The 18,210-nt window shown below is 62.8% G+C and carries 17 protein-coding genes; 9 read left to right on the top strand and 8 right to left on the bottom strand.

What is annotated here, in order from left to right; all coding sequences use genetic code 11:
* Window positions 1-19 precede the first annotated feature (19 nt).
* The 4 genes from eda to CPA56_RS05900 form a co-directional block, all read right to left on the bottom strand.
* Window positions 20-640, bottom strand: a complete 621-nt coding sequence (eda, locus tag CPA56_RS05915; protein WP_043558277.1) for a bifunctional 4-hydroxy-2-oxoglutarate aldolase/2-dehydro-3-deoxy-phosphogluconate aldolase — start codon at window positions 638-640, stop codon at window positions 20-22.
* Window positions 637-2,505 carry a phosphogluconate dehydratase gene (gene edd / locus CPA56_RS05910; protein WP_182041100.1) on the bottom strand — a complete coding sequence of 623 codons (1,869 nt, stop codon included), beginning with the start codon at window positions 2,503-2,505 and terminating at the stop codon, window positions 637-639. Before edd ends, eda begins: the two co-directional genes overlap by 4 nt.
* Window positions 2,506-2,832: 327 nt before the next feature.
* A complete protein-coding gene (locus CPA56_RS05905) occupies window positions 2,833-4,599 on the bottom strand; it encodes a transglycosylase SLT domain-containing protein (protein ID WP_182041099.1) in 1,767 nt (588 codons plus the stop codon).
* A gap of 430 nt (window positions 4,600-5,029) precedes the next feature.
* A complete protein-coding gene (locus CPA56_RS05900; protein WP_182041098.1) occupies window positions 5,030-5,833 on the bottom strand; it encodes a uracil-DNA glycosylase in 804 nt (267 codons plus the stop codon).
* A gap of 137 nt (window positions 5,834-5,970) precedes the next feature.
* On the opposite strand from CPA56_RS05900, the gene CPA56_RS05895 reads away from it, so the two are divergent.
* Window positions 5,971-6,864: a 4-(cytidine 5'-diphospho)-2-C-methyl-D-erythritol kinase gene (locus CPA56_RS05895; RefSeq protein WP_182041097.1), complete on the top strand. Its 894-nt coding sequence runs from the start codon at window positions 5,971-5,973 to the stop codon at window positions 6,862-6,864.
* A gap of 71 nt (window positions 6,865-6,935) precedes the next feature.
* Here CPA56_RS05895 and CPA56_RS05890 read toward each other — a convergent pair whose 3' ends face one another.
* From CPA56_RS05890 to CPA56_RS05880, 3 genes are all read right to left on the bottom strand, one after another.
* Window positions 6,936-7,451, bottom strand: a complete 516-nt coding sequence (locus CPA56_RS05890) for a hypothetical protein (RefSeq protein ID WP_182041096.1) — start codon at window positions 7,449-7,451, stop codon at window positions 6,936-6,938.
* A 154-nt stretch (window positions 7,452-7,605) separates the two neighbouring features.
* On the bottom strand, window positions 7,606-8,877 hold the full coding sequence (locus tag CPA56_RS05885) for an ammonium transporter (RefSeq protein ID WP_182041095.1): 1,272 nt from the start codon (window positions 8,875-8,877) through the stop codon (window positions 7,606-7,608).
* On the bottom strand, window positions 8,877-9,215 hold the full coding sequence (locus CPA56_RS05880; RefSeq protein WP_182041094.1) for a P-II family nitrogen regulator: 339 nt from the start codon (window positions 9,213-9,215) through the stop codon (window positions 8,877-8,879). Before CPA56_RS05880 ends, CPA56_RS05885 begins: the two co-directional genes overlap by 1 nt.
* A gap of 190 nt (window positions 9,216-9,405) precedes the next feature.
* Here CPA56_RS05880 and CPA56_RS05875 point away from each other — a divergent pair, with 190 nt between their 5' ends.
* Both CPA56_RS05875 and cysE read left to right on the top strand, forming a co-directional pair.
* Window positions 9,406-10,626: an FAD-dependent monooxygenase gene (locus CPA56_RS05875; protein WP_182041093.1), complete on the top strand. Its 1,221-nt coding sequence runs from the start codon at window positions 9,406-9,408 to the stop codon at window positions 10,624-10,626.
* 88 nt (window positions 10,627-10,714) lie between these two features.
* Complete coding sequence (cysE, locus tag CPA56_RS05870) at window positions 10,715-11,449, top strand: serine O-acetyltransferase (RefSeq protein WP_229707471.1); 735 nt, start codon at window positions 10,715-10,717, stop codon at window positions 11,447-11,449.
* Window positions 11,450-11,684: 235 nt separating this feature from the next.
* Here the strand turns inward: cysE and CPA56_RS05865 are convergent, their stop codons facing one another.
* Window positions 11,685-12,857 (bottom strand): aldose epimerase family protein, encoded by a 1,173-nt coding sequence (locus CPA56_RS05865; RefSeq protein WP_182041091.1) that lies wholly within the window; start codon window positions 12,855-12,857, stop codon window positions 11,685-11,687.
* A gap of 352 nt (window positions 12,858-13,209) precedes the next feature.
* On the opposite strand from CPA56_RS05865, the gene CPA56_RS05860 reads away from it, so the two are divergent.
* The 6 genes from CPA56_RS05860 (at window position 13,210) to CPA56_RS05835 (ending at window position 18,200) form a co-directional block, all read left to right on the top strand.
* Window positions 13,210-14,007, top strand: coding sequence for an MlaA family lipoprotein (locus CPA56_RS05860; protein WP_182041090.1), 798 nt, complete (start codon window positions 13,210-13,212; stop codon window positions 14,005-14,007).
* A 47-nt stretch (window positions 14,008-14,054) separates the two neighbouring features.
* A complete protein-coding gene (locus tag CPA56_RS05855; RefSeq protein ID WP_229707449.1) occupies window positions 14,055-14,660 on the top strand; it encodes an MlaC/ttg2D family ABC transporter substrate-binding protein in 606 nt (201 codons plus the stop codon).
* An 88-nt stretch (window positions 14,661-14,748) separates the two neighbouring features.
* Window positions 14,749-15,813 carry a tRNA preQ1(34) S-adenosylmethionine ribosyltransferase-isomerase QueA gene (queA, locus tag CPA56_RS05850; protein ID WP_182041089.1) on the top strand — a complete coding sequence of 355 codons (1,065 nt, stop codon included), beginning with the start codon at window positions 14,749-14,751 and terminating at the stop codon, window positions 15,811-15,813.
* Between the two features lie 41 nt (window positions 15,814-15,854).
* Window positions 15,855-17,003 carry a tRNA guanosine(34) transglycosylase Tgt gene (gene tgt / locus CPA56_RS05845; protein ID WP_182041216.1) on the top strand — a complete coding sequence of 383 codons (1,149 nt, stop codon included), beginning with the start codon at window positions 15,855-15,857 and terminating at the stop codon, window positions 17,001-17,003.
* Window positions 17,004-17,020: 17 nt separating this feature from the next.
* Window positions 17,021-17,299 carry a ribbon-helix-helix domain-containing protein gene (locus CPA56_RS05840; protein ID WP_182041088.1) on the top strand — a complete coding sequence of 93 codons (279 nt, stop codon included), beginning with the start codon at window positions 17,021-17,023 and terminating at the stop codon, window positions 17,297-17,299.
* 67 nt (window positions 17,300-17,366) lie between these two features.
* Complete coding sequence (locus tag CPA56_RS05835) at window positions 17,367-18,200, top strand: molecular chaperone DjiA (protein WP_182041087.1); 834 nt, start codon at window positions 17,367-17,369, stop codon at window positions 18,198-18,200.
* Window positions 18,201-18,210 lie beyond the last annotated feature (10 nt).

The raw sequence follows: 18,210 nt of genomic DNA, 5'->3' as shown, positions 1-18,210 counted from the left end.
ACCTCATGAAACGCTGGTCTCAGCGCAGGCCCAGAGCCTTGGTCCGCTTGGCGACTTCCTCAGGAGAGGCATCGCCAGCTGTCAGCCAGGAACCACCGACACAGCCAACGGTCGGCAGGGCCAGCCAGTCCTTGTAGGTGGCCTCAGTGATGCCGCCTGTCGGGCAGAAACGCACGCCAAGATTGCCGAACACGGCGGACAGGCCCTTGAGGGCCGGGATGCCACCGTTGGTCATGGCCGGGAAGAACTTGAAGCGGCGCAGCCCCAGGTCCAGACCCATCATGATGTCGCTGGCATTGGCCGTGCCAGGCAGGAACGGAATATCACGCTCCAGAGCACCCTTGGCCAGAGCCGGCGTGATGCCCGGGCTGACAATGAACTTCGCACCGGCCTTGATGGCCTTGTCCATCTGCTCCGTGTTCAGCACCGTACCGGCACCGACGAGCGCACCCTCAACCTTGGACATCTCGGAGATGACATCCAGAGCAGCCGGCGTACGCAGTGTCACTTCCAGAGTGGAGATGCCACCAGCGACCAGAGCCTCGGCGATCGGGCGGGCCTTGGCCACATCCTCAACAACCAGAACAGGCATAATCGGGCTGCGGTCCATCACCGCATCCAGTCTCTCGATGTAGCTCATACCTCGGTTCCTTTCTCAACATCATCACCGATTTCTTCGAGTTCACGATCCATCATGAACAGCATCGGTGAAGCACCCTCCTCGGCGGACGGAGCCACCTCACGCATGAGGGCGAACAGTTCACGCCCCGTACCGGCTGTCGCACGGTGCGGCTTGGTCGGCGTGCGGGCGGCCCATTCCTTCTCGTCCACCAGAGCTTCCAGCTTGCCGGTGCGGGCACAGACACGGATGATGTCGCCATCACGCACCTTGGCGAGCGGTCCACCCACCTGAGCCTCAGGACCGACATGTACCACGGCCGGGACCTTGCCGCTGGCACCGGAGAGGCGGCCATCCGTCACCAGGGCCACCTTGAAGCCCTGGTCCAGCTCGACGCCGAGGGACGGGATCAGGTTATGCAGCTCGGGCATCCCGTTGCCGCGGGGACCCTGGCCGATGACGACCACAACGACGTCACGGTGCAGCTCGCCAGCCTTCTGGGCTTCCTTCACGGCGGTCTGGGACTGGAAGACACGGGCCGGAGCCTCGATGGTCAGCAGGTTGTCCGCCACGGCACTGGACTTGTACACGCCACGACCCAGATTGCCCTGGAGCAGCTGGATGCCACCGACCGGGTGGAACGGCTCCTTCGCCCCACGCAGGATCTCGAGATCACTGGACGGCTTGGCCGGGGTATAGACGACGTTCTTGTCGTTGCCCATCAGGGCACGTCTGGCATAGTCGTCCAGACCGTTCTCGGAGATGGTCGGAGCATCACGGTGCAGCAGACCCGCACCGGACAGTTCGGCAATGACCGTCGGCAGACCGCCAACCTCGTTGAACTTGTTCACGTCGGACGGACCGCTCGGATAGACCTTGCAGAGTGTCGGCACGACGGCGGAAAGATCGGAGAAATCCTCCCAGTTCACGATGATGCCTGCGGCACGGGCCACGGCCGGAATGTGGATGGTGTGGTTGGTGGAACCACCCGTCGCCATCAGGCCGACAATGGCATTGACGATAGCCTTCTCGTTGACGACCTCGGCCATCGGGCGGGGGTCCTTGCCCTTCGTGCTGATCTCGACCAGACGGTGCACGCTGGCCCGGGTCATGGCCTGACGCAGGGAGGTGTCAACCGGAATGAAGGAGGAATCCGGCATCATCAGCCCGAGGAATTCAGCCATCATCTGGTTGGTGTTGGCCGTACCGTAGAAGGTGCAGGTCCCCTCGCTGTGATAGGAGGCCATTTCGGCCTTCATCAGCTCGTCCTTGCCGATCTTGCCCTGCACGTAAAGCTGACGGACACGGACCTTCTCCTTGTTCGGCAGGCCGGACGTCATCGGGCCGGAGGGGATCAGCATGCCCGGCAGGTGACCGAAACGCAGCGCACCCATCAGCAGGCCCGGCACGATCTTGTCACAGATGCCCAGCAGGGCGACACCATCATACATGGCATGGCTGAGACCGACGGCCGTGGACTGGGCGATCACGTCACGGGAGAAAAGGGACAGATCCATCCCCTCCTGCCCCTGCGTGACACCGTCACACATGGCCGGGGCTCCACCGGCCACCTGTGCCGTGGCACCAACCTCACGAGCAAAAATCTTCATCTGCTCCGGGTAACGGCCATAAGGCTCATGCGCAGAGAGCATGTCGTTATAGGTCGTGACAATTCCCAGATTGGGACGCTGCTCGAACACCAGCTCCTGCTTGTCGGCAGCACTGGAGGCCGCAACGGCGTGGGCCAGATTGCCGCAGGTCAGCCGGGACCTGTCTGCACCCTTTTCACGGTTACGCTCCATAAGAGTGAGGTAACGACGGCGGGACGTCTTGGACCGCTCAATAATTCTGGACGTTACACTCTCAACAACGGAATTCAGAGACATTGAAGCACTCGCTGTTCGGCTGGACACCCCACAGACAGACGGATAATTCCCCCTGAGAGACACGGTATCATATTATCATCCGCTCGCTTTCCATTCTCGCAAGGAAAGCACGCATCGCCTTTTGTAAGGAAAGACGCCTTACCGGGCAAGCGGGCCACCCATGCACATCTCAATCATCACCCCACCACCCCACACAGGCCACTGATGAAAAAGAGGCCTTCCGCAAGGGTTTTTCAGGAAAAAGCCCAGACGGACCCTCATGCTGCCATGCATGAAACTCCAGTCTGGGCTTTGTGAAACGAACCTCTCGACATGCCGGGCAAGGCATCAGCTGGGCGAGTCACGCCCCTGCTCCTCCTCCCGGAAGCTCGGCCACTGGCCATCGGCCAGGGAGACGAGAGAAGGCGTTGCGACATGGAGACGACGGCCATACACCCAGTCATTGGCCAGGACATTCCGGACATACTGCCGGGTCTCCTGGCTGGGCAGGCATTCAATGAACATCAGCGGGTCCTGAAGGCCCTTCTGCCCGCTCTCCCACCGAAGGATGGCCTGTGGCCCCGCATTGTAGGAGGCCAGAACCTTCAGCAGGGAGGCCTCGTCCTTCTGCTCGCTCTGGGCGATGCTACGGGCCAGATAGAGCATGTAGAGCTGCCCGACCTCAAGATTATAGCCCGGCTCCCGCAGGCGACGCTCCATCGCCTGATTGAATTCGTCACCGGAGGCCGTCACGCCCTGTGGCAGATGATACTGCTCACTCACGAAACTGGCCGTCATCGGACGGACCTGCATCATCCCGTAGGCTCCGGCCGAGGATGAGGCCGTGGGATCGAAATTGGACTCCATCCGGGCCACCGCATAGACCAGTGCCGAGGAAAGACGGAACCCATGATAGGGCCGCAGGTCCGGCAGGGGGCCAAGAACCTCCTTGAACTCCTTGTGATCGAGCCGCTCCAGGGCCTGCTGCATCTGGTCCGCCAGCAGACGCATCCCGGCCCGTCTCACGACCAGCTGGAGGGAATGGGCACGGACGGGATCCACCAGCGCATCCTGCCACATCTGGCGGGCCAGCATCTCGGCACGGCCCTGCTCGCCAATCTGGATCAGGGCAAAAAGATGCGCCCCTTCCTGCATGGAGGACACGAGATTGACATCCACCTCGCTCAGGACGCTCTGCCTGGCTCCGGCCCGGCCAATGCTCGAGAGCGCACCCGACAGCATCGACGCCTGGGAATGTTCGGACCGCAGGAGACGCCCGGCCAGCAGGCCATAGAAACTCTCACCCTGTATCGAGGCCCGGTGCAACCATGTCCGGTACAGGGTCCTGTTGCCGTGCCGCTCCGCAACACGTCCGGCCCAGAAGGAGGCCGCCGCCTGCACGTCCCCGTCCGTCTGGTCGGCATTGGCCGCCGTCTCGAACAAGCTGTAGGCCGCGTCAAGCTGGCCTTCACGCCAGGCTGCCAGACCGGCCACGAAGGCAGGCAGGCCGACCTTGTACTGTCCCTTTTCCAGCCCGGCAGACCCGACACGCAGGGCCGTCCGTGTATCCCCCTGGCTGAGGGCCTGCATGGCTATCTCGCCATGCAGCTGCGCCGCATAGGTCGGTGTCATCCCCGGCGTGCGGTACAGCTGGCTGAGGGCCTTGTGGACCCCGGCCTCACCCGAAGAGGCCTTGTCCAGCAGGTCACGTTCCAGAAGACCGTTGCGGGCCAGTGTCTGGGAAAAGGAAGCGGCCCTGTCCACCTGCTGGAGGTCGGCCACGTTCCCGTAGCCGAACGGAAGGGGATCTCCTGCCGAGGCAGGCCCCTTGTGCAGCCCGTCCAGCCGACGTTTCAGGAGAGGAGCATCAGGAAGGGCGGGATAACGCTGGAGCCAGGCCGTCAGCTCGGCCTCCGACGTATGGAAAGCCGTGCTGAGATAACGCTCGGCCAGATAGTCCGGGAGAAGCAGCTGCCCGGCAGTTCCGTCTGTCCCCGGACCATGAGTCAGCTGTTTCAGGCGGGCAGCGTTCCCCTCCCGGACAGCCGCAAAGAGAGCCAAATAGTGGCTGGCCACGGCGGCCGGAAGCGGATGTGGCAGAGAAACGCCCGCCATGGAAGAAGGTGGTGCATCGTGGCCCTCACCGTCTGGATGATCCGGCACATGGGACGGAAGAGAGATAGCCTGCCCCTGCGCCGAAAAAACAGTGTGTCCCGTCAGCATGGCGGCACTGAGCACAACGCCAGACCACATTGCGGGAGACCCACATGGAAATATCCATCGCATAATGCCGGTGGACTAGCCCGCTTTTGCGCCGCTGGCAACCCTTGACGTTCAAGCAGAGAATTCCAGTGCATCTTTGATACTAACGCCTACCCAGACGGGAATCCAGAATATTCTTCTGATTTTACACGCTGTTAGCATTTTTTTTACGCCCTGCCTCCGGTATCATTAACAATTCGCCAATTTTACCCCCATACTGGCCCCGTACCCCTCTGTGTGTCCCCGTTTTCGGGCTGCGACTCGGTGAAGACGACTCCCCGGTTCACTTCCCGGAGGACAGGGTTTCATCCAGCAGAAGCATGTCCGACCAGAGGGTCTTCCGGCGGCCTGCATTCTCTCCGAGCTGTGACGGATGCCAGAGGGGCAGCAGAGGCACCGTCCCCTCGATCCCGGGAATCTCCGCTTCATGCCAGCGGCCCCGCAGCTGGCCGAGACGGGAACTCTTCCGAAGCAGCATCCAGGCTGGTGTCGCCCCCATCGTCACGATCCGCCTGGGGCGGGCCAGAGCGACAGCCCTGTGCAGGACGGGCAGACAGACCTCCAGATCACGCTGCGACACACGCTGCCCGCCAGGCGGCCGCCACGGAATGGCAGGGGCCATGGAGAGCTGCCCTCCCTTCAGCCCGACCGATGCCAGAATCTTTTCCAGAAGCTGACCTGCCGCCCCGGCGAACAGGATGCCATGACGGTCCTCGTCCTCATTGGGCACCTCGCCCACCAGCAGGAAGGGAGCCTCCTCCACGATGACCGGTGCCAGATGATGCTTGGCCGTCCGCATCAGGCTGATACCCGGCAGATTCTGGCTGGCTCTGGTGAGGGCTTCCACATCCCGTGCTCCGGCGATCTCCGCCAGCACCTCATCATGCCCTTTCACGACCGGGCGGGACGCCATCTTCGGCCTCTCCTGAGCCAACGGCTGCCTTGTCCGCTCCCTCATGGAAGCAACGGGGCTCTCCTCCCAGACATTCCATGGCATGTCTTCCATGAGGCCATCCACGCCCCATTCCTGATGCAGGCTGAGGGCTGCAAGAACGTCCTGAACAGGATATGCCGGGGTTGACGTCATGATGGATGCGCACTCTTCTCATTCTGCGGGTCAGAAAGCCGGAAGGGCCGGTTCACCCCTCCGCATGGCCTTTGGTCGTCCAATTTGTTACATAGCCTCACCACGAATGAACACCCCTCACCCGGAGTTGCCCCGTCATGGCCCCGCTTCAGGATATGGCTCACGCCAAGATCAATCTGTTCCTCCATGTCACGGGCCGTCGTGAGGATGGCTACCATCTGCTGGACAGCCTGGCCGTCTTTGCCGGAGCCGGGGACCGGGTCACCCTGTCCGCCGCATCAGGAGATGAGGACAGCCTCACCCTGCATGGCCCTTTCTCGGAGGGGCTGGAAGCAGACGACAACAACCTCGTGCTGAGGGCTGCGAAAGCCCTGCGCCACGAGATAGGCACGACAGGCCGGACACTCCCTGCCGCTGCCCTGCGGCTGGAGAAACACCTGCCCGTGGCCTCCGGCATTGGAGGCGGCTCTGCCGATGCCGCCTGCGCCCTGCGCCTGCTCGCCCGCCACTGGCAGCTTCCGGACGACATGGCCCCCAGAGCAGCCCCCACCCTCGGGGCGGACGTCCCGGTCTGTCTGGTACAGAAAGCCACACGCATGGAAGGCATCGGCGACATCCTGACACCTGCCCCGGCCCTGCCGGAAATGGGCATCCTGCTGGTCAATCCGGGTGTCAGCGTCTCCACGCCCAGCATTTTCAGAAGACTGGCAGCCACGGGTGGCATCACGCCCCGCCCGGCACTGTCCTTTCCGGAAACAGGCTGGCCGACGCTGGCCTCTCTCATCGCCTTCCTCGACACCACGGAGAATGACCTCCAGCCCCACGCCATCGCCCAGGAACCTGTCATCGCCACGGTGCTGGAGAGGCTTGCGGCTCTCCCGGATGTCCGGTTCAGCCGCATGAGCGGGTCAGGGGCGACATGCTTCGCACTGTTCGACAGTGCCGACAAAGCCATGGCAGCCGCCCGGCATCTGGCAGGGCAGGACTGCGCCCACGGCTGGTGGCACTGGGCCGGACCCGTCCTGCCCTGATGCCCTGATGCCCTGACCAGAAAAAAGGAGACCCACCCCATGGGGTGGGTCTCCTCTCCTGCCGGAACAGCTTACTGGGCGGCCCCTTTCAGGCGGGCGTTGCATTCGGAATAATATCCGCCGCCCTTCTGTATCCATTTCAGGCTACCATTGCGGCCCGTGCTCTTGTTGGCATTATACTGGGCCAGGCAGGTCTGCATCCGGGCCTTGCCTGGAGTGAGAGACGCAAACTCTGGCGAAACCCGGGCCGGGAACACGACATTGCCGCTGGCAACAGGAGCGACTGCGGCGGCAGGAGCAGAAGGGGCCGCCGGAGCAGACACAGGGGATGGCCTGCTGGCCTCAGCAGCTGCCGGAGCAGCAGGCTGGGAAGCTGCCGATGCGGACGTGCCATTACAGTGACCCTGCTTGAAGTCGGCATACTTCTGTCCGTTCAGCGTGCCAGCCTTCTTGGCATCACTGAAAGCCCGGTGACAGGCCAGGAAGGACAGCTTGCCCGCCGCCGGAGCCGGTGCAGCCGCCATCGCAGCCGTACTGCCCAGCATGGAGCACGCCACCACGGACAGGCACAGACGTGTCAGTTTCATAGATTCAATCCTCATCTCGCACGGTTACACACTATCTATAATGAAGATGGCAGAAAAAGACCCGCATCTTTTCTCCCCCATCCGGCCACCGGATCACCCTGATCTTTCATGAGGCCGCTCCACACTGCCGGAAGAATGGAACGGCCCCGGACCGTCAGTTCAGCCGCTCGCCATGCTGGGTGAGGTCCAGTCCCATCTGCTCTTCCTCGATGGACACCCTCATGCCCACCAGCCTGTCCACGACCCAGAAGATCACGGCCGTCACCACCACGGACCAGACGACCGTGACGCCAACCGCTTCCGCCTGACGGAGAAGCTGCGCCCAGCTCCCGCTGACACCGGCAGGACTTGCCGCCGTGGCGGACAGGGGGCCATAGGCGAAGACACCCGTCAGCAGGGCACCGACAATACCCCCCACGCCATGCACGCCGAAAGCGTCCAGACTGTCATCATAGCCCAGCCTGTTCTTCAGGACGGCGGCACTGTAGAAACAGATGCCACCGGCAATCAGCCCGATGACGAGGGCACCACCAGGCAGGACAAAACCGGCAGCCGGGGTCACGGCCACGAGACCGGCCACGACACCTGAAATGATTCCCAGAGCCGTCGGCTTGCCATGCCGCCACCATTCCACCAGCATCCAGCCCATGCCACCACCGGCTGCCGCCACCTGCGTCGTCAGCATGGCCATCCCGGCCCGCCCGTTCGCCCCCAATGCCGACCCGGCATTGAAACCGAACCAGCCCACCCAGAGCAGGGACGCCCCGATGATGGCAAAGGCCAGATTGTGCGGGGACATGTCATCACGCTTCAGCCCGTACCGGCGGCCGATCATGATGGCGCAGACCAGCCCGGCCACGCCGGAATTGATGTGAATGACCGTTCCGCCCGCAAAGTCGACGGCCCCGAGACCGGCAACCCAGCCCAGCGGACTCCAGACCCAGTGGGCAATGGGGGAATAGACCAGCAGGGTCCACAGGACGGTGAACACGCACAGGCCCGCAAAGCGGATGCGTCCTGCAAAAGCCCCCGTCAGAAGGGCCGGCGTGATGATGGCGAAGGCCATCTGATACATCAGATAGACACTCTCGGGGATGGTCATGGGCGTCTCGACCGGCGTCCCTGCCCCCAGGGTGAAGGCCCCGTCCACTCCCTGATGGAGATGGTCCGCAATCCCCCGCAGGAAGAAACGGGAAAGATCCCCGATCCATGCCGTACCGGTCGAGAAGGCCAGACTGTAGCCCAGCACCATCCAGACAATGCTGACGATGCAGCAGATGCCGAAAGACTGGATCATGGTGGACAGCACGTTCTTCCGCCGCACCATCCCCGCATAGAAGAGGGCCAGACCGGGAACGGTCATCATCAGCACCAGAGCCGTGCTGACCAGCATCCATGCGGTGTCACCCGTATCAATCGCACGCATCAGAGAGCCCCCTCCCCAGTCTCGCCCGTCCGGATGCGGACCATCTGTTCCACATCCGTGACCATGATCTTGCCGTCACCAATGCGGCCCGTCCGGGCCGCCCCGGTGATGGCCTCGATGATGTCGGGGACACGCTCATCCGGCACGACCGTCTCCATCTTGATCTTGGCAATGAAGCTGACCGTATATTCCGCCCCACGGTAAATTTCCGTCTGGCCCTTCTGCCGCCCGAAACCACGGACCTCCGTCACCGTCAGGCCATGAACCCCAAGCTCGGCAAGGGCTTCACGCACGTCATCCAGTTTGAATGGCTTTATGATCGCCGTTACAAGTTTCATCCCCTCCGGCCCTTCTCCCGTTGGTCTTTCGCTGATCCAGGGGAAAATCGTGCCACCTTCATAACGATTTCTGCAAGACTTTCTTTTCGGCAAAGATAAGGCTAGACACGGTAGACCTGCTCCCCCGGCCCCGTAGGCCGCCACAGCGGGAGCGTCCTGCCATCCATCCGGCCGGGAAGGAGCACCTGTCATGGGCACGGATTATGACCTCTGCATAAACGGTGGTGGCCCCATCGGGGCCACGCTGGCCTGCCTTCTCGCCCGCAGGGGGCTGCGCATCCTTCTTGTCGAACGCTCCCCCCTCTCCACGACACCGGCCAGCAATCCCGACGGCCGGGCCTACGCCCTTGCCGAGGGCATCCGCCCCCTGCTGGAAGAAGCCGGAATCTGGCAGGCCCTTCCGCTCCCGCCCCAGCCCATCAGCACCATCCATGTGACGGACAGCCAGGGCCGCATTCCCGCCGCCTCCCGCAGCACCATTGCCGACGGCCTCAGCTTCACCGGCGATGACGCCCCGGAAGGACGCCCTTTCGGCTGGATGGTGGAGGCCCACAACCTTCTGGCCGCCATTGCCCGCACCCTCACCGGCCAGCCCGGGCTGGATGTCCGTGCTCCCGCCACGGGCCGTTTCACCTTCCTGCAGGACAAGGCACGGATCACCTTGGACACGGGCGAGACGGTGACAGCCTCCCTCGTCATCGCTGCGGACGGGCGTCAGTCGCTTCTCCGCCAGCAGGCCGGAATCGGGCTGACCCGCATCCCTTACAACAAGACCGCCCTCGTGAGCGTGCTGGCCCACGAAAAACCCCATCACGGCAGTGCGCTGGAAAACTTCCTTCCCCAGGGGCCTTTCGCCCGGCTGCCTCTCCCCGGCACGGAGACACACCCCAACCGTTCCGCCAGCGTCTGGACGGACCGACCCGGGCGCATCACCCATTTCACAGGCCTGTCCCCCGCCAGTTTCACCAGACTGGTGAAAGACCGCCTCTGCGGCGAGGACCTCGGGGCCATCGAACTGACGGGCAGACACTGGACGTACCCTCTGGCCTCCCAGTACGCCCACCGCTACCACGCCACACGCCTCCTTCTGGCAGGCGATGCGGCACACGGGCTTCATCCCGTCGCCGGACAGGGCATGAATCTCGGCTTCCGGGATGTCCGTACGCTCGACACCCTTCTGGGAGACGCCCATGCCCGGGGTCAGGACCTCGGCTCGCCTGCCCTCCTCCAGCACTATCAGCGGCTCAGCCGCCCGGGCAATCTCGCCATGCTGGCAGGCTGTGACCTGATGGAACGCCTTTTCAGCACCGACATGCCTCTCATCCGTCATGCCCGCCATGCCGGACTCATGGCCATGAAACGCCTGCCCGCCCTGCGGCACGGCTTCGTCCAGAAAGCCATGGGACTATAGGAAACTGTGATCATTTATGGCCGATTTTCTCGACAGCTTCCCTCACTCCTCCTCAGAACCCGGATTTCTGGAAAAATTCTGGACCGTCATGAAGGCACAGGCCTGCGGCTGTGCTGATGCGCTGATCCGGGATCTCTTTGCCGTCAACATCTGCAACCATCCGGACTTCGCCTCTGCCCTTGCCTCGCTGATCAGCACCAAGCTGACGGACCGGGCCATGTCGGAGCAGACCCTGATGGAGCTGGTCACCTCCATACTGAAGGAAGACCCCGCCATCACACGGGCGGCCGCCTCGGACATCGTGGCGACCCTCCAGCGGGACCCCGCCTGCCCTGACCTCGCCACGCCTTTCCTGTTCTTCAAGGGCTTCCATGCCCTTCAGGCCTACCGCATCTCCCATCATCTCTGGAAAGCGGGGCGTCGGCCACTGGCCTATCACTTCCAGAGCCGGGTGAACGAGAAATTCGGCATCGACATCCACCCCGCCGCCCGGATCGGCCAGCGCATCACGATCGACCACGGCACGGGCATCGTCATCGGGGAAACCACCATCATTGAGGATGACGTGTCCATCTTCCAGAACGTCACCCTTGGGGGCACCGGCAAGAACAGCGGGCAGCGTCACCCCATCATCCGTCAGGGCTGCCTGATCGGAGCCGGAGCCAAGATACTGGGGCATCTGGAAATCGGTGCCCATGCCCGTGTCGGGGCGGCCTCGGTCGTTCTCGGCAACGTCCCGCCCCGGGCCACCGCCGTCGGCAACCCTGCCCGCATCGTCCGCTTCGGCGACATGGACCAGGATTTCACGAACTACCAGATATGAGACGGAAACCCCACTTATCCCCAGTTCGGGGGACAGGTCGGGGCATCATCCTGTGTGCCGGGCCGGGAAAACTGTGGACAGACTCTGACGACTCCTGAAAAACCGCCACTCCGGGCTGTTGACAGACCATCCGGGACGGCTCCTTTCCACAGGACCGCACGAAAAAGGCCACCCCGGTGCGGATGCACCGGGGTGGCCCCTTCTTTCTGCTTCAAGGTTGCAGAAGTCCCAGACCTTACTGCTGATGGGTGAAGTGGAAGCTCATCCCATAGTCATAGGTCTGACCCGGCTTCAGCTCGATGCTCGGGAAGCTCGGTGTATTCGGGCTGTTGGGATAGAATTCCGGCTCGAAAGCCAGAGCATCCCACTTGTTGTAAGGACGGCCGGACGTGCCCTGATAGTTGCCATACAGGTGGTTGGCCGAATAGAACTGCATCCCCGGCATATTGGTGGCCACTTCCATCACGCGGCCGGAGCGGGGATCCGTCACACGGGCGACGACACGCTCCGTATTGCCCGGCTGGGAAGGACCGATCAGCACCATGCACTTGTCATAGCCACCCTGGGGAACCATCTGCGGATCACGGCTCAGCAGGCCATCACCCACGGCACGGGGCTGACGGAAGTCGAACGGCGTGCCATCAACGGAAGCCAGCTCACCCGTCGGGATGGACTGGTCGTTGGTCCGCAGGTAGCGGTCAGCATAGATCTGCACCACTTCCGGAGCGATAGTCCCGGACCCCTCGCCGTTGAGGTTCCAGTAGTTGTGCGTGGACAGGTTCACGACGGTCGGATTCTTCTTCACCTTCGCCTTGAACTTCAGGCTCAGCGTGTCGTTGGCATTCAGACGGTAGGTCGCCAGTGTCGTCAGATCGCCCGGGAAGCCCTGATCGCCGTCCTCGCTGACCAGCTTCAGCACCACGTAGGCACCCTGCGAATCCACGCCCTTGCGCTGGATGGTCCAGAGCTTGCGGTCGAATCCTTCGGTACCACCATGCAGGGTGTTCGGCCCCTCATTGACGCTCGTGTGGTAGGTCTGGCCATCCAGCGTGAAGACGCCACCGGCGATGCGGTTGGCCACGCGGCCCAGAACGGCACCGAAGTGCGGATCGGAGTTATGATTCTCGTAAGCGGCGATGTCAGGGAAACCCAGTGCCACGTTGCCCAGACGGCCCAGCCGGTCCGGCACGTCCACCTCGTGGATGATCGCACCGTAGCTCAGCACGGTAACCTTCAGGCCGTGATCGTTGGTCAGGGTGATGGCCTTGACCTTCTGACCCGTGGAGAGCTTACCCCAGTCCTTCACCTGAACCGTCGGAGCTGCGGAAGCGATACCGGAAATGGCAAGACTGGCAACCAGTGCACTGGCGGACAGAAGCCAGTTACGACCTTTCTGAAAACGGGACATAAAATCTCTCAACAATTTATGAAATTACAGGACCCATCAGGACAATGGGCCGTTTCTCCTGAGAGGGGGCTAGAAAAGAAGCCGTCCACGCCAGGGCTGGTTTCTATGAGAAAACCCAACGATGCAAAAATGCAATACTTCTTTTTCTTAACAAGACGGGCAGTCGAAAGGGGTAGGCATCATGCGGCAAGTGACATATGCTTGGCATGTGCTGGTCTTCGTGACTGGCACAGACAGAATCAAATGTATGTTACAGTCCCGGCCCGTTCCCGTTCAGGCACGCCACTCCAGCAGCAATGGCTGTGGTGTTGCCGCCATAGCCGGGCCTTGAAGAAGCAGGAGCGGCAGCAACATGGCGTGCACAGGCAGCACAACGCAGCATCACCGGGGCAGATCCCCTGCCCTTTTCACACTGATCGGCTGCCTGACCCTGCTGTCCCTCGGCGGATGTGGCTCCCTCCACGCCAAGCCGCCGACAGACCCGGATGACCTGGCAGACTACAAGGCCGTCAACGACCCTTACGAGCCGTTCAACCGCAAGATGTTCAGCCTCAACATGTGGGTCTATCACAAGGCACTGAGGCCGGTCGGCCGCTTCTGGAAGAACTACATCCCGCAACCCATCCGCACCTCCGTCGCCACGCTGAACGAGACATGGCGTGAGCCTGCCGTGTTCTTCTCCGATGTCGGTGCGGGGCGGCCCCGTCGGGCTGGTGACGCCTTCATGCGCTTCCTGCTGAACATGACGACCGCCGGCTTCTATGATGTCGCCCAGCATCTCGGCTACAAGCAGCACGAGACGGACCCGGGCATGGTGCTGGCCCTCTGGGGGGTCAAGTCCGGTCCCTACATCTTCCTGCCGGGACTCGGCCCCACCAACTTCCGTGATGCGACGGGCTATGCCATCAGCCAGGGGCTGACACCCATCAACTACGTTCCCAGCGGCTATGGCCTCATCAGCTTCAACTGGGGCTACAACATTCTCGGAACCTTCAACACCTTTGCCGACAGCACGGACCAGCTGGACCAGCTGGAACACCAGAGCCTCGACCCCTACGCTTTCATGCGCAGTGCATGGCAGCAGCAGCGTCAGAGCCAGATCGACGCCCTCCGGGCTGATCACCGCGCCACCACACCCGACTGGTACTGACCATTCCGTCCCCGTGAGGACAGCCTTTATTGGAAGGATCCCTAAACATGATGCTCCGTCAGCTTACACGCCGCACCATTCTGGGAGCTGCCAGCCTGTTCGCTCTCGTTCCCACGCTGGCCTTCGCCACGCCCTCCAGCGACGAGGCCAAGGCGTTCGTCAACGAGTTTGGCGGGAAACTGGTAGCCGTCCTGAACAGCGACACCTCGCTGGACAGGAAGCGTGAGGCCCTCCTGCCCCTCCTGCGGGCCAATGTGGACGTGCCGGGAATCGCCCGCTACTGCCTCGGCCGCTACTGGCGCACCGCCACGCCGGAACAGCAGAAGCTCTATCTCGAGCTGTTCCAGGACGTGCTGCTGAATGCCGTCACTGCCCGTGTCGGGGAATACCAGAATATTTCCGTCCGTCTGGTGGACAGCGTGCCCTCCCCGGCGGGGCAGAAGGTGACCCTTCAGATTTCCCGCCCGCACCAGCCTTCCATCCTGATGACGGCCGTCATCGATGGCGAGCCACCCAAGGTGGTGGACCTGTATGGTGAGGGTGCCAGCATGCGCCTGACGCAGCGCAGCGACTACACGACCTACCTCACCCGTCATGGTGGACAGGTGCAGACACTGATCGACGCCCTCAAGCGTCAGCTGGGCCGCCCCTGATCTCTCCATTCACGACGGATCAGCAGCGTGGAGGGGGCATCAGCCCCCTTTTCACTGCCCGGCCTGTTTCTCCAACCGTGTCCCCGGAATGACTGACGACCTCTCCCTCTTCGACTTCACACTCCCCCGTGACCATATCGCCACGGAACCTGCCCGCCCCCGTGACATGGCCCGGCTGCTGCATGTCATTCCGCCCGCCATTGCAGGAAATGAGGACACCTCCTTCTCCCTGCACCGCATCCGCAATCTTCCCGAACTGCTGAAGGAAGGCGACCTGCTCGTCGCCAATGACACGGAGGTAATCCGGGCAAAAATGGAAGCCCGGCGTGGTGAGGCAAAAATCGGCATCACGCTGGACCGCATCCTGCCGGAAGGACAGTGGCATGCCCTTGCCCGCAATGCCCGCAAGCTCCGCCCCGGCGACCGTCTCCACTTCGAGGATGATCCCGTCACGGCGGACGTCCTGACCAATGAGGGCGATGGGGCCGTGACCCTCCGATTCTCGGTCGAAGGCGATGAGTTCGACGATTTTCTGGAACGTCGGGCCGTCCTGGCACTGCCGCCTTACATTGCCCGCCCCAATGGGCCAACCGAGGCCGACAACAGCGACTACCGCACCATCTTCTCCCGCTTCCGTGGGGCCGTGGCTGCACCAACGGCGGGACTGCACTTCACAGAAGAATTGCTGGAAACCCTTGCGGCCAGAGGCATACAGAAACAGACCCTCACCCTGCATGTCGGGGCCGGGACGTTCCTGCCCGTCCGCAACACCATTGCCGAACATAAAATGCACGCTGAATGGGGCCATATTGATGAGGAAACGGCCCGTCTCATCAATGAAACCCGTGCCAACGGCGGCCGTGTCGTTGCCGTGGGTACCACCAGCCTGCGCCTGCTGGAAAGTGCGGCGGATGAACAGGGCATCGTTCATCCATGGACAGGCGAAACCTCCATCTTCATCCGGCCGGGCTACCGCTTCCGGGCGGTGGACGCCCTGCTGACCAACTTACACCTGCCCCGCTCCACCCTTTTCATGCTGGTCTGTGCCTTTGCCGGTACGGAGACCATGCGCCATGCCTATCATCACGCCATTGCCGAAGGGCTGCGCTTCTATTCCTACGGTGATGCCTGCCTTCTGGAACGTGCCCCATGACGACCGAGTCCATCCGCCCGAACCTCACCCCGTCCGCTCACATGCACTGGCAGAAGGACGCCCAGTGCGGGCAGGCCCGGGCCGGCTGGCTGCATACCCGTCATGGCAGCGTGCCGACACCGACCTTCATGCCTGTCGGGACCGTCGGAACCGTCAAGGGAATCACGATGGACAATGTGCGGGCCACCGGGGCGGGCATCGTGCTGGGCAACACCTATCACCTCATGCTGCGCCCCACGGCCGAGCGGGTCCAGCGTCTCGGCGGGCTGCATCGCATGATGGACTGGCCCGGCCCCATCCTGACGGATTCTGGCGGATTCCAGGTCATGTCTCTGGGGCCGCTGCGGAAGATGGATGAGGATGGCGTCACCTTCCGTTCCCACATTGATGGCAGCTCCCACCGTCTGACGCCCGAAAGCTCGACGGACATCCAGTACAGGCTGGATGCCACCATCACCATGGCCTTTGATGAATGTCCGGCCCTGCCCGCCACGAAGGACGTGCTGGAAGCCTCCATGGAGCGGTCCATGCGATGGGCCGCCCGCTCCCGTGAAGCCTTCATCGCCCGCCCCGGCTATGGACAGTTCGGCATCGTGCAGGGCGGCACGGAACAGGACCTGCGGGAACGCTCCGCTCTTGCCCTGCGGAAGATCGGCTTCGAGGGCTACGCCATCGGGGGGCTTGCCGTGGGCGAGGGACAGGAGCTGATGTTCTCCACGCTGGATTACACGACTCCCATGCTGCCCGAAGACCAGCCCCGCTATCTGATGGGCGTCGGCACGCCGGATGACCTGCTTGGTGCCGTCATGCGGGGCTGCGACATGTTCGACTGCGTCATGCCATCCCGTGCGGGCCGTACTGCCCGGGCCTATACCGAGCGAGGCACGCTGAATCTCCGTAATGCCCGCTTCGCCGAGGACACACGCCCCATCTCCCCCGAGGATGACAGCCCGATGGCAGGCCGTTACAGCCGGGCCTATCTGCACCACCTCTTCCGGGCCAACGAGATGCTGGGACCGATGCTCCTGACCCTCCACAATCTCGCCTATTACCAGCGGCTCATGCGGCAGATCAGGGCCGCCATCGTGGCAGGAACACTGGAACAGACTGCCGCCCAGCTCCGCCAGAACTGGGCGAAAGGCGACTGGAGCGAGGATGAATGGCCCATGCCCCGCTACCATCAGGGCTAGGTCCCGGACGACGCCACATGTACGGGCCAGCATCCCTGCCACGGTTGCAGAAACGCAGCCTCAGCCTCTACGGGCACAGGACCTCCATCGCTCTGGAGGGCGAATTCTGGCAGGTTCTGGAACTCATGGCCCGGCGTGAAAAGCTGGCCCTTGCCACCTTCATCGCCCGGCTGGACAGGTACCGCCCTCCGGAGCAGGCACTGGCCTCCCTGCTGCGACTTACGGCTCTCCGTTTTGCCCTGCAACAGCCTGTCCTCTCCCCCATTCCGGACAGTCCGGACCACGACGGTACATGATATCCCTATTCCCGCCTCTCCCGTCTCCGTGGTAAACTTGCCGCCTGCGTGAACAGGGAGGGCAGCAATGGCTTTCTGGGGGAAAATGTTTGGTGGTGTGGCCGGGTTTGCAGCCGGAGGCCCGATCGGGGGACTCCTCGGCATCATTCTTGGCCACATGTCTGATACGGACAAACTGCTCACCCCGCTTTCCGGCACATGGGGAGACCGCTTTCCCGCACAGGGGCGGCCGGACCCGCACAACGCCGCCTTCTTCACCGCCGCAAAGCTGTCCGCCCTGCTTGGGAAGACGGACCAGCTCTATGGTCTTGGCGTCGTCACGCTGTGCGCCAAACTGGCCAAGATTGACGGACCGGTGAACCGGGCTGAGATTGACGCCTTCAAGAGGGCCTTCCGCTTTCCCGATGACAACCAGAAGGAAATCGGCCTCCTTTTTGACCGTGCCCGGGAACGGACGGACGACTTTGAAATGTATGCACGGGAGCTTGGCCGGACCTTCACCGACAAGCCGGAACCTCTCGAGACCCTTCTTGGTGTCCTCTTTCTCGTTGCCCGGGCCGACCTGCCTGCCGGTGCCCCGCTTCACCCGCTGGAGACGGACTTTCTCCGCCGGACACACAAGGCCTTCCGCCTGTCTGAACGGGCCTGGGAACGGGCGGAAAGCGGACAGCCCCGGGCAGCCTCCACGACGTCAACGGCCGAATGCTACCGTGTTCTTGGAATCAGTGCGACCGCCAGTGATGGCGAGATCCGCACCCGCTGGCGGGTGCTGATCCGTGAACATCATCCGGACAGGCTGGCCCAGAAACCCATGACGGACGCCCAGCGGCAGGCTGCACAGGAGCGCATAGCCCGCATCAATGCGGCCTGGGACCAGATCAAGCGGGACCGTGGCCTCTGAAGGCGGCCTT

Origin of the sequence: Bombella mellum (genome assembly GCF_014048465.1) — a bacterium.
GTDB classification, from domain to species: domain Bacteria; phylum Pseudomonadota; class Alphaproteobacteria; order Acetobacterales; family Acetobacteraceae; genus Bombella; species Bombella mellum.
This window is presented reverse-complemented; position numbering and strand designations above follow the sequence as displayed.